Below are 22,782 nucleotides of genomic sequence, written 5' to 3'. Positions count from 1 at the left end.
CCTTTCACCCCAAACCCTTTACCCTTTTACTATAAACCTTTCACCCTTAATCCTTTACCCAAAAATGCTAAACCTATATACCGCCCAAATCGAAAGTCTTTCACTGCACCGAGTAGGAAACAAAAGCAAGAACGAAGCTGCTTTTTTATCATCGGAACCTTTTACCATGAACGATGAAATGGCAGGTCTGCTCAAGGAATATTTTTTCAGACCGTTTAGGGAGAAGGAAGAAAATTACTACAGATTCGCCAATGATGTGGATGTAGAGTTCAATGATGTGTTCACGGCCGTTTCAGGCATTTTTGAAAACCCGGCCAACGGGCACGAGCTTTCCAAAAAGATTACCCAACACCTGTATGACCAATCCAATCACCCACACATCAAAAGCGGTGAGGTTTATGTGGTGCATTTTTCGGACGTGGTCATCGATAACAAGAAAACCGATGCCGTGGGCATCTTCAAGAGCGAGTTGAAGCATGATTTTCTTCAGTTCAAGGAAACGGAACAAAATCTGGAAATCTTGATCAAACAAGGCATCAACGTCAACAAACTGGATAAAGGTTGTATTGTCTTCAATGTGGAAAAAGAGGAAGGCTACAAAGTGTTGTCGGTGGACAGCAACCGTTATGATGCCAAATACTGGTTGGAGAACTTTTTGGGCCTAGTCCCTTTGACAGATGAGAACTTTTACACCAAAAACTACCTGAAATTCTGCCAAAACTTTGCCAAGGATGTGGTTTTACCTGCCGAGGACAAACAACAAGAAGTTTTGTTCATGAACCGCGCGGTGAACCATTTTGCCAAGAACGACGCCTTTGAGGAAACCGCCTTCTTGAACGAGGTCATGGAAAACCCGGAATTGATTCCCGAATTCAAGCATTACAAAGTGGAAAAAGGACCCAAGTATAGCATTGAGGATGTTTCCAACTTCGATATTGCTAACAAGGCGGTGAGCGATGCCCGAAGGAAAATCAAGAACGTCATCAATCTGGACACTAACATCCAAATCAAATTGGACTTTATCAACCCGGAATCTGCAGAGAAATTTGTGGAAAAAGGGTGGGACGAGGAACGCCAGATGTACTACTATTTGGTCTACTTCAACAAGGAGCAGAAAAGCTAGAACTTCTTCTCAATAATCTGTTTCATACTGACATCCTCGTAATTCCTACGGACAAAATCCAGGGCATGGGTCAATATTTCCCCCATGTTTTTACTGTCCCTAAAATTGATGTCGCCCGTAAGTTCCTGTAATTGGGTTTTGAGCATTTCAATATTCTCCGGAGTGGAAATGGTATCCTTACGGCAAGCTTCCAAAAGTGAGGTAAGGCGGTGTCCCCAACTCAAAATCCGTTTGGCAATGATGGAACGCTCCTCCACGATGTACTGGTTCACAGAGTCCATTCGCAATTTGTTCTGTACCATGTCCACCATAACCTTGTTCTCCTTAAAAAATTGAGGACGGTACACCTTTAGCTTCCCTTCATAACACTGTTGGTCAAAATCTATGGCGCGTATCTTGTAGACCACACTGTCAAAATCATGGGTGGGGACGATTACATAATTGTAAGAACGCATATCGCCCAAAAGTCGGATCATACATCGCTCATTGAACTTTACGAACTCCTTCGCAATCTGTGCCTTGTCAAATTCCGAACATTCGGGTAAATTGTTCTTGATGAAAAGATCCCCGGGAATGCCCACAATATGCTCCTCGATCAAGGTATTCTCATAGATTACAAAGTTAAGATTGTAAGGAGAGAGCATGTGCTCCAATTCCAGGCCATACACACGAGAGGCATCCGTCTTTTTTACATAGAGCAAGGTGTAGTTATCGTTCAAAATGTTACGGATCTTGATCCGAAAGGGTTTGGAGTTCCCAAAAGTGCAATAGTCCACATAATCCACATTCAGGTATTGCAAAATGGAATCGCTACCATCGGAAACGAAAATGGAATAGACCCGTTTAAGGGCAAGGTCGATCTCGTCCCTATCAAACTCTGCATAATAGACCCTCACCCATAGGGTGTCCTCATCATTCGCATCATAAACCGCCACGCTGCCCGAAAACCGAAGAAGGTCGTCATAGTGGATGGGAATCTCTATCTTTCGGTTGTAGTAATCCAAATATTCATCCAGTTCCTTGCTTATGGGATAGGCAGGTTTCTTTTTGGACATCAATTTTTCTTCGGACATTGTAAAGGGTTATTTTGTAACAAATTTCGATAAACATCGTCAAGTTAGTATAAACCATTCAAAAAACGTTAGCAACCTTTGGAAACAATTCTGACCGTTAACCATCTCACCAAGAAATTCGGTTACCTGACTGCCGTGAACGATCTTTCCTTTACCATTGAAAAAGGAAACGTGTATGGCATTTTGGGACCCAATGGAAGTGGTAAGTCCACAACTTTAGGCATCATTTTGAACGTGGTGAACCGAACTTCCGGCGATTTCAGTTGGTTCGACGGTAACACTACCACGCACGAAGCTCTGAAAAAAGTAGGGGCCATCATTGAGCGCCCAAACTTTTATCCCTACATGACCGCCATCCAAAACCTGAAACTGGTATGCAAGATCAAGGAAGTGCCCGAGACCAAAATCCAGGAAAAATTGGAATTGGTCGGGCTTTGGGAAAGAAAGGACAGCAAATTCAAGACGTATTCCCTGGGGATGAAACAGCGATTGGCCATTGCCTCCGCCCTGCTCAACGACCCTGAGATCCTTATCTTGGACGAACCCACCAATGGTCTGGATCCCCAAGGTATCCATCAGATCCGGGAGATCATTAAAACAATTGCCAGCCAAGGCACTACCATTTTGTTGGCTTCGCATTTACTGGATGAGGTGGAAAAGGTCTGCTCCCATGTGGTCATCTTGAGAAGGGGCGAAAACCTGTATTCCGGCCCGGTAGACAGTATGTTGGCCAGCCATGGCTTTTTTGAACTGAGATGTGGACAACTGGACAAACTACAGGATCTGCTCGAAAAAAATGCAAGTTTTGGGAAAATTGAAAACTTCAACGGCACCCTTACGGCTTACCTGAAAGAGGAAATGGACGCCGAATCTTTGAACAAAATGTTATTTGAAAAAGGTATTATCCTATCCCATTTGGTAAAACGCAAAGAAAGCCTTGAAGAACAATTTTTAACCTTGACCAAAAACAACTAATCAAAAAACGAATGTTACGTCTACTCCAAATAGAATTCATAAAACTGTGGAACAATAGGGCCAGCAAGGTCTTGATCATCTCCTATTTTGTGCTTCTGACCTCCATCGCATTGATCGCGGCCATCAAGTTCGATATAGGACCGGTACAGTTCCACTTGGCCGATCAAGGTATTTTCAACTTTCCCTACATCTGGCACTTCAATACCTTTGTTACGGCACTTTTTAAATTGTTCCTGGCCATTGTGATCGTTTCCATGATGTCCAACGAATACAGCAACAAGACCATTAAACAAAACTTGATCGACGGACTTTCCAAAAAGGAATTCATCCTATCCAAGTTACTGACCGTTATTTCCTTTGCCCTAATTTCGACCGTTTTTGTTTTTGTGGTGTCCATGATTTTGGGACTCATCTATTCCGATTACAATGAAATGTCCATCATCTTCTCCGACCTGGACTTCTTATTCGCCTTTTTTGTAAAACTGGTGGCCTTTTTCTCCTTCTGTCTGTTTTTGGGCATCTTGGTAAAACGTTCGGCCTTTGCTTTGGGCTTTTTGATTCTTTGGAGCATTTTGGAGCAAGTGGTCTTTGGGCTTTTAGGTTGGAAAGTGATGAGTTGGGATTCAGCAAGGATAATCAAGAACTTTTTTCCATTGCAATCCATGTCCAATTTGATCAAGGAGCCCTTTACCCGCCTTTCAGCTGTGCAGAACATCGGTCAACAGATCGGGGAAGACATGAAGTTTGACTACCACACCTACTGGTACGAGTTCCTGATCGCCATCGTTTGGGCCTCCATTTTTATCTATTTGTCTTATGTTTTATTGAAAAAGCGTGATTTGTAGTATCTTGGGAGATACTCATGTCATGTAAATGCTGAACAGAAAATTAGTTTTCCTGATGCTTTTGATGGGTTTGATGGCGCGGGCGCAAAATTGCCCCAACCTTCTAACCCCCGCTGAAGGTGCCTTGAATGTTCCCCTGAACACCATGATTTCTTGGAATCCGGTGAATGGGGTAAATGCATTTATCATCTCAATAGGCACAACACCCGGTGGCACCGATATTGTATCACCCAAATTCGTGAGCGGGACCACCTATGCCCCACCTCTTGGACTACCAGAGAATACGATGATCTATGTGACTATTTCCCTTTACTTTTACGATGGGCCGGATATTACTTGCCTTAGTAAAAGTTTCACCACAGAGTCCTTGACACAGCCCCCTTCTTCATGTGCAACAATGTCACAACCTCCTAATATGGCCACCAACGTGAACCCAAAAACCAACATTTCATGGGATTATGTTTACGGGGCTACCGGCTATTTGGTTAGATTGGGAACAACTGCGGGGAGCAATGACATCTTGGAGCAAGATGTTGGGAACAGTCTAACCTTGAACCCAAGTACCGATCTTCCATCTGAAACCCTCATTTTTGTTACCATTGTTCCCTACAATGAGAACGGAATGGCAGTTGGTTGTTCTACACAACAGTTTACCACAGGCGTGATTACCAATATACCGGAATGCACCAGTATGATATATCCGGCCAATGGGGAAACCAATGTTCCTTTGACTACAGAATTGGAATGGTTGGAAGTGCCTGGAGCCACCTCATACTATGTAAACATCGGGACTACGCCCAATACAAATGACATCCTGAATAACTCACAGTTCTATACTAACTCTACCCCTATTTTCAACCTGGAACCCAACAAGACCTATTTCATCACCATATCTCCATCAAACGAAACAGGCACGGCTTATGGTTGCCAACAGGAAAGTTTTACCACATCCTTTGGATGTGGCCCGTATTGGGATGTAAACGTAGGGGATTTTGTAACCATCAATCCTGAAATTGCCTTTCCTGATACCATTTCTTTCTGTGAAAACGAGGCCCCATACGTTGCCTTCTCAACCGATGTTGCCGATGGCTACCGTTGGTACAAATTGGACAGCATGGATAATGAAACATTGCTATCAGAGAACAGTGAAGTTGCCATCACTGAAAATGGGACCTATCGTTATGAAGCCTACAATATGGTGGACAGGGAAGCTGGCACCTTGGAATGTCCCACCACCAAAATATTCCATGTAGTCTCTTCTGAAATGGCTTCTATAGACAACCTTTCGATTGAAAACAACAATGGCCTGCTCAGCATCCAAGTAGAAGTATCAGGCAATGGCAATTACGAATTTGCTATTGATAGCGCGGATGGTCCTTATTCCGACAGCAACATCTTTAATAACATTGAACCTGGCAACCATACGTTCTATGTCCGTGATAAAAACGGTTGTGGATTGGTCGAAAAAACCTTTGTTCAAGACCTAACTTTGGAAGGTTTCCCTAAGTTCTTCACACCGAACGGGGACAATATCAACGATTATTGGCAGTTCATCCAACCGAAGGAATCCGATGATGTGGTGTTTCAAAGTATCCGCATTTTTGATCGGTACGGGAAATTTCTCAAGCAGATATCACAAGATTCACAGGGCTGGGACGGAAGAATCGCAGGTCGACCCCTACCATCCGGGGACTATTGGTTTGTAGCCATCTATGATGGGAACCAAGAAATTAAAGGTCATTTTTCATTGAAAAGATAATCTTACCGATTCACTTCGGAATGGCAGTATCCTTTACTATTTTTATCAAATGAAATTTCAGGTAGTCTCAGATTTTAAACCCACTGGGGACCAGCCCGAAGCCATACGACAATTGGTGGAGGGTATAGAGGGAAATGTGCGCCATCAAACGTTGCTTGGGGTCACAGGTTCCGGTAAGACCTTTACCGTGGCCAATGTGGTGGAGTCGGTGCAAAAACCCACTTTGGTATTGGCACATAACAAGACCTTGGCGGCCCAGTTGTATTCGGAGTTCAAACAGTTTTTCCCCAACAATGCGGTGGAATACTTTGTTTCCTATTACGACTACTATCAGCCTGAAGCCTACATTCCTACAAGTGGACTTTATATTGAAAAGGACCTTTCCATCAACGAGGATATTGAAAAATTACGATTGAGTGCGACTTCTTCCCTGCTTTCGGGACGAAGGGATGTGCTTGTGGTAGCATCCGTTTCCTGTCTGTATGGTATCGGAAATCCTATCGAGTTCCAAAAGAACGTGATTACCATCCACAGAGACCAAGTGATTTCCAGGACCAAATTCCTGAAACAATTGGTACAGAGTCTCTATTCCAGGACTACCGCAGATTTCCGGAATGGAAATTTCAGGGTTAAGGGCGATGTGGTGGATGTATTCCCAGGCTATGCAGACCATGCGTTCCGTATCCATTTTTTCGGGGACGAGATCGAAGAGATTGAAGCCCTTGACCCGTTCAACAATAATGTCATAGAAATCTACGATTCCCTTAACATTTATCCGGCCAACATGTTCGTGACCTCGCCTGACATCCTACAGAATGCCATTCGTGAAATTCAGGATGATTTGGTGAAACAAGTAGACTATTTCAAAGAAATAGGACGACCCTTGGAGGCCAAACGCTTGGACGAGCGTACCAATTTTGATCTCGAAATGATTAGGGAATTGGGGTATTGTTCCGGTATCGAGAACTATTCCCGCTATTTGGATGGCAGGGAGCCTGGCACAAGGCCTTTCTGTTTATTGGATTATTTCCCTGATGATTACTTAATGGTCATTGATGAAAGCCATGTGACCATTCCCCAAGTGCATGCCATGTACGGAGGTGACCGTTCACGCAAGGAAAATTTGGTGGAATATGGGTTCCGATTGCCCGCCGCCATGGATAACCGTCCATTAAAATTTGAAGAATTCGAGACCCTTCAGAACCAAGTGATCTATGTAAGTGCCACCCCTGCGGACTACGAATTGGAATTGAGCCAAGGTGTTTTTGTGGAACAGGTAATTCGTCCGACCGGATTGTTAGACCCCGTAATCGAGGTAAGACCCAGTACCAATCAAATTGATGATTTGGTAGAAGAAATTCAGCAGCGGGTAGAACTGGATGAGCGTACCTTGGTGACCACCTTGACCAAGAGGATGGCCGAGGAACTGACCAAATATCTTACCAGAATTGATATTCGATGCCGTTACATCCATAGTGACGTGGATACCTTGGAGAGGGTGGAGATCATGCAAGATCTACGCAAAGGTATTTTTGATGTTCTCATTGGTGTAAACCTGCTTCGGGAAGGATTGGATTTACCGGAAGTTTCATTGGTTGCAATTTTGGATGCGGATAAAGAAGGTTTCCTTCGTAGCAACCGCTCCTTAACGCAGACTGTAGGCCGTGCGGCCAGGAACTTGAACGGGAAAGCCATCATGTATGCGGATAAGATCACTGATAGCATGCAAATGACGATTGATGAGACCAATTACCGTCGGGACAAGCAAATGAACTACAACAGGGAGCACAATATTATTCCCAAAGCCTTAAAGAAAAACTTGGACAATGCCCTGGCCAAGAATTCTGTATCCACCTATCATTTTCAGAAAGAAGAACTGCGAGCGGCAGAGCCCGACCTTAACTACTTGACCGGAGACCAAAAGGATAAATTGATTCGGGAAAAACGCAAGGCTATGGAAAAAGCGGCCAAAGAACTCAACTTTATGGAAGCGGCCAAGTTGCGTGACGAGATCAAAATGCTCCAGGAAAAGGAATAAACGAAAGCGCGCCCCGAACATTGCTGCAGGGGCGCGCCAACAAACTAACCAACTAATCCAACCATCATGAAACACATTTAGTTGGTGCCTTCAATTTCTTAAGCGATCTCAATCAATCGTTTTGGTTTTGGTAAAGCTTCTTGCTTTTTGGGCAAGGTCAATTTCAATATTCCATCTTCGTATTTGGCATCTATTTTGGAACCATCAACGGTTTCTGGCAAGGTAAAGGCCCTTCTGAAAGAGGTAAACGAAAACTCTTTTCTGGTGTAGTTTTCCTTGTTTTCCTCATTTTCGGTCTGTACCTCACTGGCAATGGTCAGCACATCGTTATCGATTTCTACTCTGAAATCATCCTTTTTCATACCAGGAACAGCCAATTCCAATTCAAAATTTTCGGTATTGTCCTTTATGTTTACAGCAGGAACGGAAGCATTCCACTTCTCTGTTCCACCAAACCAATCAGGACCTATAAAATCATTCATTAGAGATGGAAAAAACAGGTTGTTTCTTTTTACTATACTCATGGCGATTCAATTTTTAGTTAAACATTTAAATCACCTAGTACTGGGCAAATGGTATACCAATGGCCAAAACATGCCTTTATGGCATTTTTTAAAAGAGAAATGATGTCAAAATGACATTAATTGTAATGTGCCTTGAAGATATCGATGAGCACATTTGGCGGGATCACATTGTCAGGATATCGGTGCATGACCTCCAAAACCTGACCAATGGCCACGGGCGGAAGCCCCATTTTAAGGCCAATATTATAGAGTGTATCGACCTCACTTTTGTGCTGTTCCCTATCAACGTTCATCAAAAGCAACAGTCTGTGGAACTGAACGATCCGTTCAGCCTGTGTCTTCAGGTTTATTTTTGGGGAACGATGTTTTAAAAGACCATCAAAAGTTTCTTTGTCCACCCCCAAATTGGAAGCTACCTTGAGCAAGAATTCATATTCGGACCGCTTCATGGAATGATCCACCCGTGCAAATGCGATCATCTCAGAAAGGATGCTAAGTTTTTCTTCGTAGGTACCCATTTGGTTTGGTTTTAGGGCTTACTTCCTATTACATAACTCAAAAAGGTTGATTTTAGTGCATAAAAAAGCCTTGATGTGATCAAGGCTTTCCAACTAACTCAAACAATCTCCGTCAATTATGCGGTAATTCGTACGGCAACCGTATAGATCTTACCCTCTACAGGATTTCCAGATTCTACTTTTTGGTAGTTCAATCTACTTTTTACAAAGTTTTCCAAAACCTCATTCTTGGTTTCTACAGAAAGTACCACCATTTCGCCCTTTTCATTGATGGTGAAACGGACATCGGCCGTCATCTCGTTATATTGAAGCTCGAACGAGTTCTGCTTCAACATTTCATAAATTTGGGAAGACAAGCTCTTTTCTGGAATCTCGTTGTTTCCTTTGTTAGCGAATGCGCCCAAAGTGGCGAACAACATAAAAGCTACGGATGCAATTTTAATTTTTCTCATGATTTTGTTTTTTGATGTTTTGATGAATGATTTGTGTTTTGTCAAAAAGGACACCCTTTTATAATGACATCACAAAAATAAGACGATAAAAAATGTAAAATGTTACACTATTTTCAGATTTAACCTATGTTTAACTTGTGTAACCAGGAAGTAATATTGCAAATTTTGAAGAAAACAGGGCCAAGCATGAATACTCTTCAACCAATTTTGAAAAGGACAAATAACCTTGCAAACCTTTTCTGAAATCGAATCAAAAATGATATCCCAGATATGGAGAGATTAAAAAACAAAAAAGGGCAACGTTAACAAAACATTGCCCTTTTTTGTTTAGATTTTTGGTTTCTTACGCCAAAACTTCCTTCACTTTATCGGCGGCTTCTTGAAACTGTACCGCAGAATGCACGGCCAATCCAGAATTATCGATGATTTCCTTGGCCAACTCGGCGTTGGTACCTTGCAAACGCACGATTATCGGCACTTGAATGGCATCGCCCATATTTTTATAGGCATCCACGACACCTTGCGCCACACGGTCACAACGTACGATTCCACCAAAAATATTGATTAAGATCGCTTTCACATTGGGATCTTTCAAGATGATACGGAAAGCTTCCTCTACCCTTTTGGCGTCAGCAGTACCACCTACGTCCAAGAAGTTGGCTGGTTCTCCACCTGCCATTTTGATCAAGTCCATGGTGGCCATCGCCAATCCAGCACCGTTCACCATACAACCTACGTTTCCATCCAAATCCACATAATTTAAACCTACTTCCCTAGCTTCAACCTCGATGGGGTTTTCCTCCCTAAGATCACGCATTTCGGCATAGGCCTTTCTTCTATATAGAGCGTTATCGTCGATGGTCACCTTGGCATCCACCGCCATGATCTTGTCATCAGAAGTTTTTAGAACAGGGTTGATCTCAAAAAGACTGGCATCACTTTGTTCATAAGCCTTGTACAGGGAAGAAACGAATTTCACCATTTCTTTAAAAGCGTTTCCGGACAAACCTAGGTTGAAGGCAATCCTTCTTGCTTGGAAAGGCAACAATCCCAATCCTGGATCAATTTCCTCTGTGAAAATCAAGTGTGGGGTCTTTTCAGCCACTTCTTCTATGTCCATACCACCTTCGGTAGAATACATTACCATGTTCCTGCCGGTTCCCCTGTTCAACAAAACGGACATGTAGAACTCGCTGGTTTCACTATCGCCAGGATAATATACATCCTCAGCAATCAATACCTGGTGTACTTTTTTACCTTCTGCAGATGTTTGCGGGGTGATCAGGTTCATCCCAATGATGCTTCCCGCCAATTCTTCCACTTCTTTCAAGTTTTTGGCAAGTTTTACACCGCCGCCCTTACCACGGCCACCTGCATGCACCTGAGCTTTGATCACGTGCCATCCGGTACCGGTTTCTTGTGTAAGTTGTTTCGCGGCCTCTACCGCTTCCTTGGCGTTGCGGGCAACAATACCTCGCTGGATCCTGACCCCAAAACTGGCCAAAATCTCTTTTCCTTGATATTCGTGAAGATTCATCTGTGAATTTTACTTTTGTTTGCCGACAAAAATAGAAAACACTACTGAGAAATTGAAGGCAATAAGGAATTATTGCCAATTATTCGACCATAATTACATGCTTTTACCCCATCTTGGCTTAAGGCTTAAAATCCTGAAAGTCCAACGGGTCGAAATTTTTGAAATGTCCGTTCATTTCAATGACGGTCTTGGTGCGGTTTACCTCGTTCAGAACATTGGTGGTGGATTCCAAATGGGCCTTGATGAAATTCAACCTATCGGTTTCCCTTGTCATCAGAAGGAGTTCGTATTCCTGTTCAAAGGAAAGTCCCATTTTGTGCGCCAACGAATAACTGTTGAACTGTTTGGGCGATGTTTGGGTGAAAGGCACATCCATAAGGTCGTACAAGGTTTCAACTTTTTGAATCACTTCCTTCCGAAGGTCATCGTTTGCATCGTTCTCCATTTCCAAAAACTCTACATCTCCGCCTGCGTACAATTTTCCCGGCAGTTGTTTTTCAAAACCCAAAATCTTAAACACCTGCCTGGCCACGCAGACTACATCCATTTCCCCAGAATTGTATGTGGTGACCACCTCCACCAATTGCACCTCGGTACCGTAGGAAATGGAATTATTGATAAAAACCGGAATACCGAAGGTAAGGGCTTCTTTTCTACAATCATGGATCAATTGTTTGTAACGATCCTCAAAAATATGAAGGGGCACGGTTTCACCGGGATAGAATACGGACTGTAGCGGGAATAAGGGTAGTTTCATGGTTGCGGTTTGGTTAAAAGTACAATGTCGCAGGAAAAGCCACAAACTATTCTTTAAAGGATAAATGTTAAGATTCAAACATTTTGTTATAAATACATAAAATATGTTCAAAGTTCTTGTGTAACCCACGGACTTGCTGTAGATTTGCCCTGTAAAGAAGGATATAACATGAATTCCAAAGATCTATTAAAATTGGTTGACCAATACGGCGCCCCACTATATGTGTATGATGCGGATAAAATTGCATCCCAGTTCAACAGGCTTACCAATGCTTTTAAAGAAGTACCCAGCCTTAAACTGAATTATGCGGCGAAGGCATTGTCCAACATCAGTATTTTAAGGTTCATGAACAGTTTGGGAAGTGGGCTGGACACGGTTTCCATCCAAGAGGTGAAATTGGGTCTCTTGGCCGGTTTCAAGCCTGAGTCCATCATCTTCACACCCAATGGCGTTTCTTTGGAAGAAATTGAAGCTGCCGCCTCCTTGGGCGTTCAAGTAAATATTGACAACCTTTCCATTCTAGAGCAATTTGGAAGCAAACACCCTGATATTCCCGTTTGTATCCGTATCAATCCTCATGTGATGGCCGGGGGCAATTCTAAAATATCAGTAGGCCACATCGATTCTAAATTTGGCATCAGTATTCACCAAATACCTCATTTGTTGCGCATTGTGGATTTGACCAAGATGAACATCAACGGTATCCACATGCATACCGGTAGCGATATTTTGGATATCGACGTATTCCTCTATGCTTCGGAAATCCTTTTTGAGACCGCCAAAAATTTCAAGGACCTTGAATTCATCGATTTTGGAAGCGGATTTAAAGTACCTTACAAAGAAGGCGACATCCAGACCAATATTGAGGAATTGGGTAAAAAATTATCGGCAAGGTTCAATGAATTCTGCAAAAATTACGGTAGAGATTTGACCTTAGCTTTTGAACCTGGGAAGTTTTTGGTGAGCGAAGCGGGGTCTTTCTTGGCCAAGGTAAATGTGGTAAAACAGACCACATCCACAGTTTTCGCCAGTGTGGATTCTGGTTTCAACCATTTGATCCGTCCCATGTTGTACGGTTCCAGTCATGAGATCATCAACATTTCCAATCCAACAGGAAGGGAACGTTACTACTCGGTTGTGGGTTATATCTGCGAAACCGACACCTTCGGCAGTAACAGGCGTATCAATGAAATTTCCGAAGGCGATATCCTATGCTTCAAAAATGCTGGGGCCTATTGTTTTACCATGGCCAGCAACTACAATTCAAGGTACCGTCCCGCAGAAGTGTTATGGTACAAAGGCAAGGGTCATTTGATTCGCGAGCGCGAAACTTTTGATGATATTTTAAGGAACCAAGTGGATGTTAAATCGCTTTTTGAAGCTCCCAAGAAAGAAGCGGTAAACTAGTATGGGCACCATTGCCTTGTTGCTTTCCATTATTTTTATCTTTTTGGCCGGACTCCATTTTTATTGGGCCCTTTTTGGAATCAAGGATTCTTCCGTGGTGCTGCCCACGAAGGAAAATGGCAAGTTTCTCTTTAAACCGGGCAAGTTGGGAATCGTACTTGTGGGGCTGTTCTTGAGTCTTTTTGCATGGGTTTATCTCAATAAAGCTATCAATTTTACCAATGAAAAGGAGCACAGCTTTATTTCCGTGACGATTGGGATGGTATTTTTTTTAAGGGCCATTGGTGATTTCAAATACCTGGGTTTCTTCAAAAAAATAAAGTCGACCAAATTCGCTGAAATGGATAGCCGCTATTATGTCCCTTTGGCTTTACTGATAACCCTTCTGATTTTTGTTATAGAGCTCTGGCCCTGAATACTTTTTTGGCACAATTTTCGTTAGCTTTGTACGGATGGAACGACAATTTGTTCATAATTAAGAGATCATGAGTAGCACATTTACCCAAATCAGTTTGTTTTTTCTTTTGTTGGTAGGACTTCAAGCCAATGCCCAAGATATAAAATGGTTAAGCTGGGAAGAAGCCGTAAAGCTTTCTGAGACCGATGCCAAACCCAAAAAAATGTTCGTTGATGTATACACCGACTGGTGTGGGTGGTGCAAAAAAATGGACAAGGACACGTTTCAACATCCTGAAGTTTCCAAATACATGCAGGCCAACTTTTATATGGTGAAATTGGATGCGGAAGGTAAATCTCCCATTGAATACAAAGGTAAGACCTTCAAGTTCGTGCCTTCTGGAAGAAATGGTTACCATGAATTGGCAGCTGCCCTTTTGCAAGGACAGCTGAGTTATCCAACGGTTGTATTTTTAGATGAGGAAATGAACATGCTTTCCCCTGTTCCCGGGTACCAAAAAGTGGAACCTTTTATGCAGATTGCCAAGTACTTTGGTGAAAACATTTACAAAGACAAGGATTGGCAGACCTACGCAGGGAAATAAATCTGGTTTAAAATCAAACTTTTTTTACCTACTATAATTTGGGCTTTCCTTGGTAATGGTCACATTATGTGGATGGCTTTCATGGATACCACTGGAAGTGATTTTCACAAATCTACCGGTTTCCTTCAAAGTGGCTATATCCTTGGCCCCACAGTAACCCATACCGGCCCTAAGACCACCGATAAATTGGTGCATGCTTTCGTATAGATCGCCTTTGTACGGCACTCGGCCCACGATTCCTTCAGGGACCAATTTCTTGATGTCATCTTCCACATCCTGAAAATAACGGTCCTTGCTTCCTTCTTTCATGGCCTCAACGGAACCCATCCCACGGTATGATTTGAATTTCCTGCCTTCGTAGATAATGGTTTCCCCTGGGGATTCCTTTGTTCCAGCCAATAATGAGCCCAACATTACGGTATCGGCACCGGCCGCAATCGCTTTTGGAATATCACCCGTATAGCGAATCCCACCATCGGCGATTACAGGCACCCCACTTCCCTTAATGGCAGCGGCCACTTCCAATACAGCGGAAAACTGAGGAAAACCGACCCCGGCCACCACTCGGGTGGTACAAATAGAACCTGGCCCGATTCCGACCTTAACGGCATCGGCACCGGCCTCTACCAAGTATTTGGCAGCTTCGGCAGTGGCAATGTTACCTACGACCACTTCCAACTGTGGGTAGGCTTTTTTTACTTCTTTCAAAATGCTCACCACACCTTTGGTGTGACCGTGTGCGGTATCAATGATGATGGCATCCACACCCGCCTCAACCAGTGCTCCTGCCCTTTTCACAGCATCAGCGGTAACACCTATTGCTGCCGCCACACGTAGTCTTCCATATTGGTCTTTGTTGGCTATGGGTTTTTGGGTGAGTTTTGTAATATCTCTAAAAGTGATTAACCCGATCAGCTCATTCTTGGCGTTGACCACAGGAAGTTTTTCAATCTTATTTTCTTGCAGAATGACTTCCGCCTGTTCCAAGGAAGTTCCTTCCCCAACAGTAACCAAATTTTCCGAGGTCATCACTTCAGAGATTGGACGATCATTGTCTTTTTCAAAACGAAGATCACGATTGGTTACGATTCCGATCAATTTTTTATTGGCATCCACAATTGGGATTCCCCCAATGCTGAATTCCTTCATATTGGCCTTGGCATCCCTGACCTTGGAGTCCAAAGGAAGCGTTACAGGATCCATGATCATACCACTTTCCGCTCGTTTCACCTTGCGGACCTTCAGCGCTTGTTGCTCAATGGTCATGTTCTTATGCAACACCCCAATACCTCCTTCCTGGGCCATGGCAATGGCCATACGGGATTCGGTCACGGTATCCATCGCTGCGGAAACAATGGGCACATTTATGGTGATATTTCGAGTAAACTTTGATTGAATATTTACTTCCCGGGGAAGAATTTCGGAATATGCGGGCACAAGAAGAACATCATCATAGGTTAGTCCTTCGCCAACAATTTTGTTTAGGTGGGCTTCCATTGCAATTACGGATTAATTGCGTGCAAATATACCACTATTTTTATTGAAATCAGCCTGCAATCCAAATAGAGATTTTCTATAGCTCAATTCCAGATTTTTTAATCATTATTTAGAATCATTCTAATTTATTTTTATATTTAAGGCACAAAACCATATTATGTGTCAATCCTTGAACGTTCTTAATCGACCCAAAAATGGTGTTTTAACCTTTTGCAACCATACCAAACTGTTCCAACTGTTATTCAATAACCTCTGTTTTGAATTGTATGAATGGGAACTGGATGCCATGAAGGAATACATTGGACAATTGGATCTAAGGTATTGGGAAAGCCACTTGCAGCATTGGGCACACCATAGAAAAATCCCCATTTCTGTAGGCAAAAAACATTTTATAATTTTGGTCAACAGGGAAGAAGTACAGGAATTAATGGGATTACTTTCCTTTGAAGAGCCCGGAATTACCTTTCTGAATTTTCAGGATATCGATTATCAGTTTATTGAGAACTGAGGAAAATCAATTATCCAGCTTTACCGGTCTGATACATTGCCACAATACCAAACTGGCGGCTCCAGTAAAGCAAACCGTCATCAGGATTCCTGAAACGATTACTACATATTTGAACCAACTGATTCCAGACCACATCAGATAAATTCCACCAAAGGTGAGGATTACGGAAAGAAAAGGCTCAATGGTCAAAAAAAGCTTCCACTTTTTTGGAGCTTGGGTCATCCAAACCAGTCCGCCTAATAAAAAAAAGATGAAAGACATGGACAAAATATGGGTGTGAACCGTGGTGAGCATCTCCCTATCCCCCTTTTTGAACTTCATTACGGTTGCCTCCTCATCCTCTTCGTTGCCCAAATAATTCTCCTCAATTCCATTTGGAGATGTAGCCTCAGTATGTTTTATAAAAAGTAGCCCTGTAAAATATCCTATGGAAAGTATGATAACAAAAGTAGCAATAAAGAGTCTGATCTCTTTGGATAAGGTGCAAAGCAAGCCATTGTATTCCATCAAATTTGGTCTTTTGTTTGTAGAATATCAATACTTTGCAAAAGATTGTCCATTTCCTTGGCCATGGAATTCACTGAAATGGTGGCCCCTGAAATTACATCTATATTTTCGCCAGCTTTTATGCGATCTGCTCTTGATTTTCCAATAAATTGTTTTAGCCAACGGTTGCTTCCAATTTCACCTCCATAGTCCTCTCTGTAAACAAGCACTTTTACATTGATAATTTTCAAACTGTCATCAAATATTACCAGGTAGTCGAACATAGCTGTTTTACTTGGCGCCTGATTCCAAAATGCATAACCCAACAGAGCATCCGAAGTATTTACCTTATAAAGATTTTCCCAAGCAATTTTCATCGGCAAAATTGAATTGATTTCCTCTTGGATAGATATGGGTTCCAACTTAAAATCCGCAGTTCCAAAAGTCTTTTCAATTTCCTTTATGGATTTCTTGTCCAAACCTGGAAAAACAGCAGACCCAAAAGAAAATAATAGAAAAATAAAACCTAAAAACCCCGCTTTTGTCATGACTAAATGTAATGTTTTACTAATCCTTTCTTTTGGATTGGCATCTATCAGAACCACACTCCTATACCAAAGTTCAAACGATCAGGAACATCACTATCATCAGCTGCATTGCTTCTGAATTGGTAATCTCCCTTTACAACAACCCCTGGAGCAATATGATAGGTCAATCCTGTTGTAATATCGGAACGATCGTATGCCTCATTGGCTTGTAAAGATCCATCAACTTTAAAGTGCGAGTTGTAAGTTTCATACCGTGCAAAGGCATAAAGCTTTTGTCTTTTGCCCATTGGAAGCACATTATAGGCACTTTCCAAATACCAGCCCTGCAAAGCACTGCCTAAATTACTGCCTGTCAAATTATTATACAAATCAGTATCAGATAAAGACGCGTGGATAAATTGTCCCCTTGCCGTAAAATTTTGATGTGCAAATCGAGCGTCCAGGCCATACATGACCATTCCAATGTCTGAACCATCAAACTCCTCAACATTATCCGCCGCTTGGGTTCTACCAAAATAGGTTGAAAATCCAAGGCGTAGTCCCGGTATACCGTAATAATCCAATTTAGTGGATAGGTTTGGACTATCAATAGTGGATTGAATACCTTTTTGCCTACCACCACGAAGACCACTGGATCCCCCTAACAATCCCTGAACACCACCTTCACCATCTGATTGGGAAGATTTGAACCCATTAAAAAGATATGCCTGATAGCCAAGGGACAAAGAATTAAATCTACCCGTAACTCCAACCCCTAACTCGCGCCATGTTGTCGGTACAATTACATTATCCAATTCAGGGCGCTCAGTTCCATTAAATGTGGTGGGTTCATGGAACTCGTTAATGATGCCCATAGGCACCAACATAAGGCCACCCCTTATGTTAAAATTTGGTGCCGCGTTATAATTGACAAACGCCTGTTCTACATAAACTTCTTCAACATGCTCAAATTCAATTTCGGTAACAAACTGGGTTCTATCATCAAATCGGTAACCGAACAATACCACCAAACGTTGAACATCAAGTTCACCATTCTGGGCTTCGGGTTGATTGTAGAGCATTTCGCCGTAGGCCCCTACTGTTACCGCAGAAGCATAATTACCAGATAGCAAACGCTGGGCGGCATTAATTTGTTTTTGCGGATCCAATTGTATTGAATCAGTTATGGTTTGGCCAAATATTAAACTTGTAAAAAGTAAACTGAACAGTAAAATTGATTGTTTCATGAGATTTTAGATAATAGCGCGGCAAATTTATTTTTACTTTCATGATTAACCAAATTTATTTAGACTTAATTTAAATCACAAGGTAGAAAGGATTCAAAAATGAAATTAAGTATTGATTTTCAGTGATATACGGAAAATAATTCGGTAGCCTTGTTGTATGCTGCCTCAAAAACCATCCAGTTTACTCCTGTATCCGCTTTTTGGGAGGTAAAGTACGAAAGCATTTTTTCCGTGGGCATATTTCCCGTGAGTTCATCCTTGGCCATAGGACAACCACCGAAACCTTGTACCGCACCATCAAAACGACGACAGCCTGCCTTATAGGCAGCATCCACTTTCTCGTGCCATTTGGTGGGCGTGGTATGTAAATGGGCCCCAAACTCAATTTCTGGGTACTTGGGAATCAAATTGGAAAAAAGATAGTCGATCACTTCTGGCGTAGAGCTTCCGATAGTATCGGACAGAGACAAGATATGAGTGCCCATTTCGGCTAGCCTCTCGGTCCACTCCCCCACGATCTCCACATTCCACGGATCACCATACGGGTTTCCAAAACCCATGGAAATATACGTGACCACATTTTTGTCGTGCGCATGGGCCAAATCCAAAATCCCTTTCAGGGTTTCCACAGATTGTGCTATGGTCTTATGGGTGTTCCTCATCTGAAAGTTCTCCGAAATGGAAAAAGGAAAGCCCAAATAGTCAATCGCCTGATGTTCACAGGCATCCTCCGCACCCCGAATATTGGCCACAATGGCCAATAGTTTACTCTTGGTGCGGGAAAGGTCCAGTTTGGCCAAAACCTCTGCGGTGTCCTGCATTTGTGGAATGGCCTTGGGCGAGACAAAACTTCCAAAATCAATCGTATCAAAACCACAGCCCAACAAAGCCTGTATATACCTCACTTTTTCATCTGTGGGGATAAAGGTCTTGATTCCCTGCATGGCGTCCCGAGGACATTCTATGAGTTTGATATTTGACATAGGCAAACGTAAAAATAGCACTATTTATCCGATAAGATCAGATAAATGGCGATGCCCGTAAAAACCACGATTTGGACCCATTTTAAGTAAAATCCGGCCTTGTTATGGGTTGTAAGGTATTTGGAAACACTTCCTGCCAACACGGCAAGAAGGCTAAAAATGATCAGGGCGCAAAGCATGAACAGTAATCCCAGGACATAAAATTGAAGTACGGTATTCAACGTATCACTGAACAAAAACCCAGGAAAAAAGGCCAGAAAAAAAATGGTAACCTTCGGGTTGAGCACGTTCATGGTAAAACCGGTCATGAACAATTTTTTTGTGGATTTGGCCGGCGTCTTTTCCTTGTTCAATAGGATGGATGCATCACTTCGATACACCTTGAAGGCCAAAAACAACAGGTACATTGCCCCAAAAAGCTTCATTGCAAAAAACAAGGTGTCGCTCCGTTTGATGATTTCCGAAACACCAAAAGCCAGCAAGGTCGTGTGCACCAAGCAACCTGAAATCAATCCATACACTGTGGCCAATCCAGATTTTACACCATTGGAAATGCTCTCTGTGAGTACAAAAATATTGTCCGGTCCAGGGGAAAGGGCCAAGGCCAATGAAGACACCACAAACCCTATCAGAATAGGGTAATGCATGGTTTCCTCGGTATACAAAAACAAGCTGTGCATGACCTATTACATCCGGTCCAAAATGGCCTTGTTGATTTTTTTGATGAGTCCTGGGCCTTCGTAGATAAACCCAGTGTAGAGCTGGACCAAATCGGCCCCGGCATCCAATTTTTCCAATGCATCTTCCGCCGAATGGATTCCACCCACACCGATGATCGGAAAAGCTTTATTGCTTTTTTCGGACAGGAACCGAATGACTTCCGTGCTTCTTTTAGTCAAGGGTTTACCACTTAAACCGCCCTTTTCCTCAGTAACAATCAAATGGGTCTTTAAATCCTTGCGTTCAATGGTTGTATTCGTGGCGATGATTCCATTTATATTGGTGGCCTTAACAATATCGATGATATCCATGAGTTGATCATCTGTTAAATCCGGAGCAATCTTCAACAGAATCGGCTTCTCCTTTTGTTTGAGCTTTTTGGACAGCTTCGCATTCTGGCTTTTCAATTTTTTCAACAGATTTGTCAAGGGCTCCTTATCCTGAAGTTCACGAAGTCCCGGAGTATTGGGTGAACTCACGTTCACCACAAAATAATCCACGTGTTCAAACAAAGCTTCAAAACAAATAAGATAGTCCTTGATGGCTTCTTCGTTTGGGGTCACTTTGTTCTTTCCAATGTTTCCACCTATTAATACCCGATGTTTTTTCTTTAATTGTTCCACGGCTTCAAAAACTCCTTTGTTGTTAAAGCCCATGCGGTTAATGATGGCCTTGTCCTGCACCAGGCGGAACAACCTTTTCCGTGGGTTGCCCGGCTGGGGTTTGGGTGTTACCGTCCCGATTTCCACAAATCCGAAACCGAAATCCGAAAATTCGTTGTACAATTTCGCATCCTTGTCAAATCCTGCTGCCAACCCCACAGGGTTTTTAAATTTCAACCCAAAAAGATTACGCTCCAACTTGGGATCGTCCAAGACGAAGGTTTTCCTAAAAAGAAAGCCCAGACCCAACCTTGAAAAAATCCTAATGGCCCAAAATGAAAAGTGGTGTGCAGTCTCTGGATCGAACAAAAAAAGGATTGGGCGGACGAGGATTTTGTACATCAAAAAGATTTTGGACAAAAATAAAAACTCTAGCTACAGATTATCGCAATTCGTTCAATTTTCGTCAACAGACTTATTTACGTAGATAGGACGCAAGGTCATTTGGTTGCACAACTTCGTATAACGCTCATATTGCACCTCGCTGAAGGTGCCCAACAGACGTTTGTCCATCATCCGGATGTTCTGTTTCATGCTATCCAAAATAACCTGATATTCTATGGAAACCGTGACCAAAACCTCAGGCGAACTCTCTTCGTTCTTCTTCATCAGGTATTCGGCCTTTTCCCTTAAAATATCATTCCTGACCTTTAGTTCGGCGCTCCAGTTTTTCAGGCTCTTCTGTTGCTCCTGTGTAAGTTCAAAAACCTTTGTGATGGTCTCGTTGTCCTTTCCGCCCACACCCAGCATACATTCCATTTGGGCATTGGCCGAAATACATAGGATTAGAAAAAAAATCAAACAAATTGGCTTCAATGTAGGTTGATTTAAATGATAGGGAAAGATACTTTTTTAATCCATTCGAAATTCAAAATGAGCCCGATTAAGCCTTATTTTTGATGAAACGCCCAACATGGAAAAACTACTGCCCCGTTTTCTGGACTATGTGACGACCGATACCCAGAGTGACCCTTATTCCAAATCGACTCCAAGTACCGAAAAGCAATGGAACCTGGCCAAAAAGCTGGTGATGGAGTTGCATCAAATTGGTCTTCAAGAGGTTTCCATTGATGAAAATGCCTATATCATGGCCACGCTGCCGAGCAATGTGGACAAAAAAGTGCCCACCATCGGTTTCATCTCGCATATGGACACATCACCTGATTTTTCAGGGAAGAACGTGAAGCCCCAGGTCATTGAAAATTACAATGGTGAGGACATCGTTTTGCACAAGGGAAAGGACATTGTACTGTCTCCCGATTATTTTGAAGACCTGTTGCAATACAAGGGACAGACGTTGATAACCACCGACGGCACTACCCTTTTGGGTGCTGATGACAAGGCCGGTGTGGCGGAAATCGTTACAGCCATGGAATATTTGGTGCAACATCCCGAGATCAAACATGGGAAAATCCGCATTGCCTTTACCCCCGACGAAGAAATTGGCCGAGGAGCCCACAAGTTCGATGTGAAAAAATTCGGGGCCGATTGGGCCTACACCATGGATGGCAGCCAAATCGGCGAACTGGAATACGAAAATTTCAATGCGGCCAAGGCCAACATCACTTTGACGGGCAAAAGTGTGCACCCAGGTTATGCCAAGAACAAAATGGTGAACGCCATCGGCATTGCCAATGAATTTTTAAGCCTGCTCCCCCCAAGGGAAGTTCCGGAACATACTACGGGAATGGAAGGTTTTTTCCATGTGCACAAGATCAAGGGCGAAATTGAAAAGGCCGAGATCGAACTGATCATCCGCGACCACGATGCCGTTCATTTTGAGGCCAGAAAAGAATTGTTGAAAGACATTGTGGACAAACTCAACCAAAAGTACGGGGACTATGTGAGTTTGGTCATTGAGGACCAATACCGCAACATGCGGGAAAAAGTGGAGCCCGTTTTCCATATTGTGGAGATTGCCGAAGAGGCCATGAAATCCTTGGGCATTGAACCCATCATCAAACCCATTCGGGGTGGTACGGATGGTTCCCAACTGAGTTTTATGGGCCTGCCCTGCCCCAATATCTTTGCGGGCGGACATAATTTTCACGGAAAATATGAGTACATTCCTTTGGAAAGCATGCAAAAAGCAGTGGAGGTCATTGTGAAAATTTGTGAGCTGACCGCCAGTCAAATCAAGTAA

At 42.8% G+C, this 22,782-nt stretch carries 24 protein-coding genes; 10 read left to right on the top strand and 14 right to left on the bottom strand.

The window, feature by feature from the left end; all coding sequences use genetic code 11:
- The first annotated feature begins 64 nt into the window (after positions 1-64).
- On the top strand, positions 65-1,123 hold the full coding sequence (locus tag GTK07_RS13810; RefSeq protein WP_163635837.1) for a nucleoid-associated protein: 1,059 nt from the start codon (positions 65-67) through the stop codon (positions 1,121-1,123).
- On the opposite strand, the gene GTK07_RS13805 is transcribed toward GTK07_RS13810, so the two are convergent.
- Positions 1,120-2,196: a hypothetical protein gene (locus GTK07_RS13805; protein ID WP_163635836.1), complete on the bottom strand. Its 1,077-nt coding sequence runs from the start codon at positions 2,194-2,196 to the stop codon at positions 1,120-1,122. The genes GTK07_RS13810 and GTK07_RS13805 overlap by 4 nt on opposite strands.
- Before the next feature lie 78 nt (positions 2,197-2,274).
- On the opposite strand from GTK07_RS13805, the gene GTK07_RS13800 reads away from it, so the two are divergent.
- The 4 genes from GTK07_RS13800 to uvrB are packed head-to-tail and all read left to right on the top strand — an operon-like array spanning position 2,275 to position 7,813.
- Positions 2,275-3,171 carry an ABC transporter ATP-binding protein gene (locus tag GTK07_RS13800; protein ID WP_163635835.1) on the top strand — a complete coding sequence of 299 codons (897 nt, stop codon included), beginning with the start codon at positions 2,275-2,277 and terminating at the stop codon, positions 3,169-3,171.
- 11 nt (positions 3,172-3,182) lie between these two features.
- Positions 3,183-4,016: an ABC transporter permease gene (locus tag GTK07_RS13795; protein ID WP_163635834.1), complete on the top strand. Its 834-nt coding sequence runs from the start codon at positions 3,183-3,185 to the stop codon at positions 4,014-4,016.
- A 28-nt stretch (positions 4,017-4,044) separates the two neighbouring features.
- The gene (locus tag GTK07_RS13790; protein ID WP_163635833.1) at positions 4,045-5,775 is read left to right on the top strand and encodes a T9SS type B sorting domain-containing protein; all 1,731 of its coding nucleotides are present in this window, start codon (positions 4,045-4,047) and stop codon (positions 5,773-5,775) included.
- A gap of 49 nt (positions 5,776-5,824) precedes the next feature.
- The gene (uvrB, locus tag GTK07_RS13785) at positions 5,825-7,813 is read left to right on the top strand and encodes an excinuclease ABC subunit UvrB (protein WP_163635832.1); all 1,989 of its coding nucleotides are present in this window, start codon (positions 5,825-5,827) and stop codon (positions 7,811-7,813) included.
- 98 nt (positions 7,814-7,911) lie between these two features.
- On the opposite strand, the gene GTK07_RS13780 is transcribed toward uvrB, so the two are convergent.
- From GTK07_RS13780 to GTK07_RS13760, 5 genes are all read right to left on the bottom strand, one after another.
- The gene (locus tag GTK07_RS13780) at positions 7,912-8,337 is read right to left on the bottom strand and encodes an Hsp20/alpha crystallin family protein (RefSeq protein ID WP_163635831.1); all 426 of its coding nucleotides are present in this window, start codon (positions 8,335-8,337) and stop codon (positions 7,912-7,914) included.
- Positions 8,338-8,453: 116 nt separating this feature from the next.
- Entirely contained in the window at positions 8,454-8,855 is a 402-nt protein-coding gene (locus tag GTK07_RS13775) for a TerB family tellurite resistance protein (RefSeq protein WP_163635830.1), read from the bottom strand.
- A gap of 116 nt (positions 8,856-8,971) precedes the next feature.
- The gene (locus GTK07_RS13770; RefSeq protein WP_163635829.1) at positions 8,972-9,307 is read right to left on the bottom strand and encodes a hypothetical protein; all 336 of its coding nucleotides are present in this window, start codon (positions 9,305-9,307) and stop codon (positions 8,972-8,974) included.
- 343 nt (positions 9,308-9,650) lie between these two features.
- Complete coding sequence (gene sucC, locus GTK07_RS13765) at positions 9,651-10,844, bottom strand: ADP-forming succinate--CoA ligase subunit beta (protein WP_163635828.1); 1,194 nt, start codon at positions 10,842-10,844, stop codon at positions 9,651-9,653.
- 118 nt (positions 10,845-10,962) lie between these two features.
- Positions 10,963-11,601: an LON peptidase substrate-binding domain-containing protein gene (locus GTK07_RS13760; protein WP_163635827.1), complete on the bottom strand. Its 639-nt coding sequence runs from the start codon at positions 11,599-11,601 to the stop codon at positions 10,963-10,965.
- A gap of 168 nt (positions 11,602-11,769) precedes the next feature.
- Here GTK07_RS13760 and lysA point away from each other — a divergent pair, with 168 nt between their 5' ends.
- The 3 genes from lysA to GTK07_RS13745 all read left to right on the top strand — a co-directional run bounded on the left by lysA (position 11,770) and on the right by GTK07_RS13745 (position 14,009).
- Positions 11,770-13,008 carry a diaminopimelate decarboxylase gene (gene lysA, locus GTK07_RS13755; protein ID WP_163635826.1) on the top strand — a complete coding sequence of 413 codons (1,239 nt, stop codon included), beginning with the start codon at positions 11,770-11,772 and terminating at the stop codon, positions 13,006-13,008.
- 1 nt (position 13,009) lies between these two features.
- Complete coding sequence (locus tag GTK07_RS13750) at positions 13,010-13,423, top strand: DUF3995 domain-containing protein (protein ID WP_163635825.1); 414 nt, start codon at positions 13,010-13,012, stop codon at positions 13,421-13,423.
- 70 nt (positions 13,424-13,493) lie between these two features.
- Positions 13,494-14,009 carry a thioredoxin family protein gene (locus GTK07_RS13745; RefSeq protein ID WP_163635824.1) on the top strand — a complete coding sequence of 172 codons (516 nt, stop codon included), beginning with the start codon at positions 13,494-13,496 and terminating at the stop codon, positions 14,007-14,009.
- A gap of 24 nt (positions 14,010-14,033) precedes the next feature.
- On the opposite strand, the gene guaB is transcribed toward GTK07_RS13745, so the two are convergent.
- A complete protein-coding gene (gene guaB / locus GTK07_RS13740; RefSeq protein WP_163635823.1) occupies positions 14,034-15,506 on the bottom strand; it encodes an IMP dehydrogenase in 1,473 nt (490 codons plus the stop codon).
- Positions 15,507-15,663: 157 nt separating this feature from the next.
- Between guaB and GTK07_RS13735 the strand changes: the two genes are divergently transcribed.
- A complete protein-coding gene (locus GTK07_RS13735) occupies positions 15,664-16,014 on the top strand; it encodes a DUF6686 family protein (RefSeq protein WP_163635822.1) in 351 nt (116 codons plus the stop codon).
- A 6-nt stretch (positions 16,015-16,020) separates the two neighbouring features.
- Here the strand turns inward: GTK07_RS13735 and GTK07_RS13730 are convergent, their stop codons facing one another.
- From GTK07_RS13730 to GTK07_RS13700, 7 genes are all read right to left on the bottom strand, one after another.
- The gene (locus GTK07_RS13730; protein WP_163635821.1) at positions 16,021-16,521 is read right to left on the bottom strand and encodes a hypothetical protein; all 501 of its coding nucleotides are present in this window, start codon (positions 16,519-16,521) and stop codon (positions 16,021-16,023) included.
- The gene (locus GTK07_RS13725) at positions 16,521-17,048 is read right to left on the bottom strand and encodes an FMN-binding protein (protein WP_163635820.1); all 528 of its coding nucleotides are present in this window, start codon (positions 17,046-17,048) and stop codon (positions 16,521-16,523) included. Before GTK07_RS13725 ends, GTK07_RS13730 begins: the two co-directional genes overlap by 1 nt.
- Positions 17,049-17,095: 47 nt before the next feature.
- The gene (locus GTK07_RS13720) at positions 17,096-18,274 is read right to left on the bottom strand and encodes a hypothetical protein (protein ID WP_163635819.1); all 1,179 of its coding nucleotides are present in this window, start codon (positions 18,272-18,274) and stop codon (positions 17,096-17,098) included.
- Positions 18,275-18,393: 119 nt separating this feature from the next.
- On the bottom strand, positions 18,394-19,257 hold the full coding sequence (locus GTK07_RS13715; protein ID WP_163635818.1) for a hydroxymethylglutaryl-CoA lyase: 864 nt from the start codon (positions 19,255-19,257) through the stop codon (positions 18,394-18,396).
- A gap of 20 nt (positions 19,258-19,277) precedes the next feature.
- Positions 19,278-19,937 (bottom strand): LysE family translocator, encoded by a 660-nt coding sequence (locus tag GTK07_RS13710; RefSeq protein WP_235932873.1) that lies wholly within the window; start codon positions 19,935-19,937, stop codon positions 19,278-19,280.
- Positions 19,938-19,943: 6 nt separating this feature from the next.
- A complete protein-coding gene (locus GTK07_RS13705) occupies positions 19,944-20,981 on the bottom strand; it encodes a quinone-dependent dihydroorotate dehydrogenase (RefSeq protein ID WP_163635816.1) in 1,038 nt (345 codons plus the stop codon).
- Positions 20,982-21,035: 54 nt separating this feature from the next.
- On the bottom strand, positions 21,036-21,440 hold the full coding sequence (locus GTK07_RS13700) for a hypothetical protein (protein WP_163635815.1): 405 nt from the start codon (positions 21,438-21,440) through the stop codon (positions 21,036-21,038).
- A gap of 112 nt (positions 21,441-21,552) precedes the next feature.
- Between GTK07_RS13700 and pepT the strand changes: the two genes are divergently transcribed.
- Positions 21,553-22,782 carry a peptidase T gene (gene pepT / locus GTK07_RS13695; RefSeq protein WP_163635814.1) on the top strand — a complete coding sequence of 410 codons (1,230 nt, stop codon included), beginning with the start codon at positions 21,553-21,555 and terminating at the stop codon, positions 22,780-22,782.

The sequence above is a fragment of the Flagellimonas sediminis genome (assembly GCF_010500845.1).
Classification (GTDB): domain Bacteria; phylum Bacteroidota; class Bacteroidia; order Flavobacteriales; family Flavobacteriaceae; genus Flagellimonas; species Flagellimonas sediminis.
This window is presented reverse-complemented; position numbering and strand designations above follow the sequence as displayed.

Bases quoted from the DNA above. Each gene is read 5' to 3' on its own strand.
- GTK07_RS13810 (WP_163635837.1), top strand. From the start codon at position 65: ATGCTAAACCTATATACCGCCCAAATCGAAAGTCTTTCACTGCACCGA.
- GTK07_RS13805 (WP_163635836.1), bottom strand. From the start codon at position 2,196: ATGTCCGAAGAAAAATTGATGTCCAAAAAGAAACCTGCCTATCCCATA.
- GTK07_RS13795 (WP_163635834.1), top strand. From the start codon at position 3,183: ATGTTACGTCTACTCCAAATAGAATTCATAAAACTGTGGAACAATAGG.
- GTK07_RS13790 (WP_163635833.1), top strand. From the start codon at position 4,045: ATGCTGAACAGAAAATTAGTTTTCCTGATGCTTTTGATGGGTTTGATG.
- uvrB (WP_163635832.1), top strand. From the start codon at position 5,825: ATGAAATTTCAGGTAGTCTCAGATTTTAAACCCACTGGGGACCAGCCC.
- GTK07_RS13780 (WP_163635831.1), bottom strand. From the start codon at position 8,337: ATGAGTATAGTAAAAAGAAACAACCTGTTTTTTCCATCTCTAATGAAT.
- GTK07_RS13775 (WP_163635830.1), bottom strand. From the start codon at position 8,855: ATGGGTACCTACGAAGAAAAACTTAGCATCCTTTCTGAGATGATCGCA.
- GTK07_RS13770 (WP_163635829.1), bottom strand. From the start codon at position 9,307: ATGAGAAAAATTAAAATTGCATCCGTAGCTTTTATGTTGTTCGCCACT.
- sucC (WP_163635828.1), bottom strand. From the start codon at position 10,844: ATGAATCTTCACGAATATCAAGGAAAAGAGATTTTGGCCAGTTTTGGG.
- GTK07_RS13760 (WP_163635827.1), bottom strand. From the start codon at position 11,601: ATGAAACTACCCTTATTCCCGCTACAGTCCGTATTCTATCCCGGTGAA.
- lysA (WP_163635826.1), top strand. From the start codon at position 11,770: ATGAATTCCAAAGATCTATTAAAATTGGTTGACCAATACGGCGCCCCA.
- GTK07_RS13750 (WP_163635825.1), top strand. From the start codon at position 13,010: ATGGGCACCATTGCCTTGTTGCTTTCCATTATTTTTATCTTTTTGGCC.
- GTK07_RS13745 (WP_163635824.1), top strand. From the start codon at position 13,494: ATGAGTAGCACATTTACCCAAATCAGTTTGTTTTTTCTTTTGTTGGTA.
- guaB (WP_163635823.1), bottom strand. From the start codon at position 15,506: ATGGAAGCCCACCTAAACAAAATTGTTGGCGAAGGACTAACCTATGAT.
- GTK07_RS13735 (WP_163635822.1), top strand. From the start codon at position 15,664: ATGTGTCAATCCTTGAACGTTCTTAATCGACCCAAAAATGGTGTTTTA.
- GTK07_RS13730 (WP_163635821.1), bottom strand. From the start codon at position 16,521: ATGGAATACAATGGCTTGCTTTGCACCTTATCCAAAGAGATCAGACTC.
- GTK07_RS13725 (WP_163635820.1), bottom strand. From the start codon at position 17,048: ATGACAAAAGCGGGGTTTTTAGGTTTTATTTTTCTATTATTTTCTTTT.
- GTK07_RS13720 (WP_163635819.1), bottom strand. From the start codon at position 18,274: ATGAAACAATCAATTTTACTGTTCAGTTTACTTTTTACAAGTTTAATA.
- GTK07_RS13715 (WP_163635818.1), bottom strand. From the start codon at position 19,257: ATGTCAAATATCAAACTCATAGAATGTCCTCGGGACGCCATGCAGGGA.
- GTK07_RS13710 (WP_235932873.1), bottom strand. From the start codon at position 19,937: ATGCACAGCTTGTTTTTGTATACCGAGGAAACCATGCATTACCCTATT.
- GTK07_RS13705 (WP_163635816.1), bottom strand. From the start codon at position 20,981: ATGTACAAAATCCTCGTCCGCCCAATCCTTTTTTTGTTCGATCCAGAG.
- pepT (WP_163635814.1), top strand. From the start codon at position 21,553: ATGGAAAAACTACTGCCCCGTTTTCTGGACTATGTGACGACCGATACC.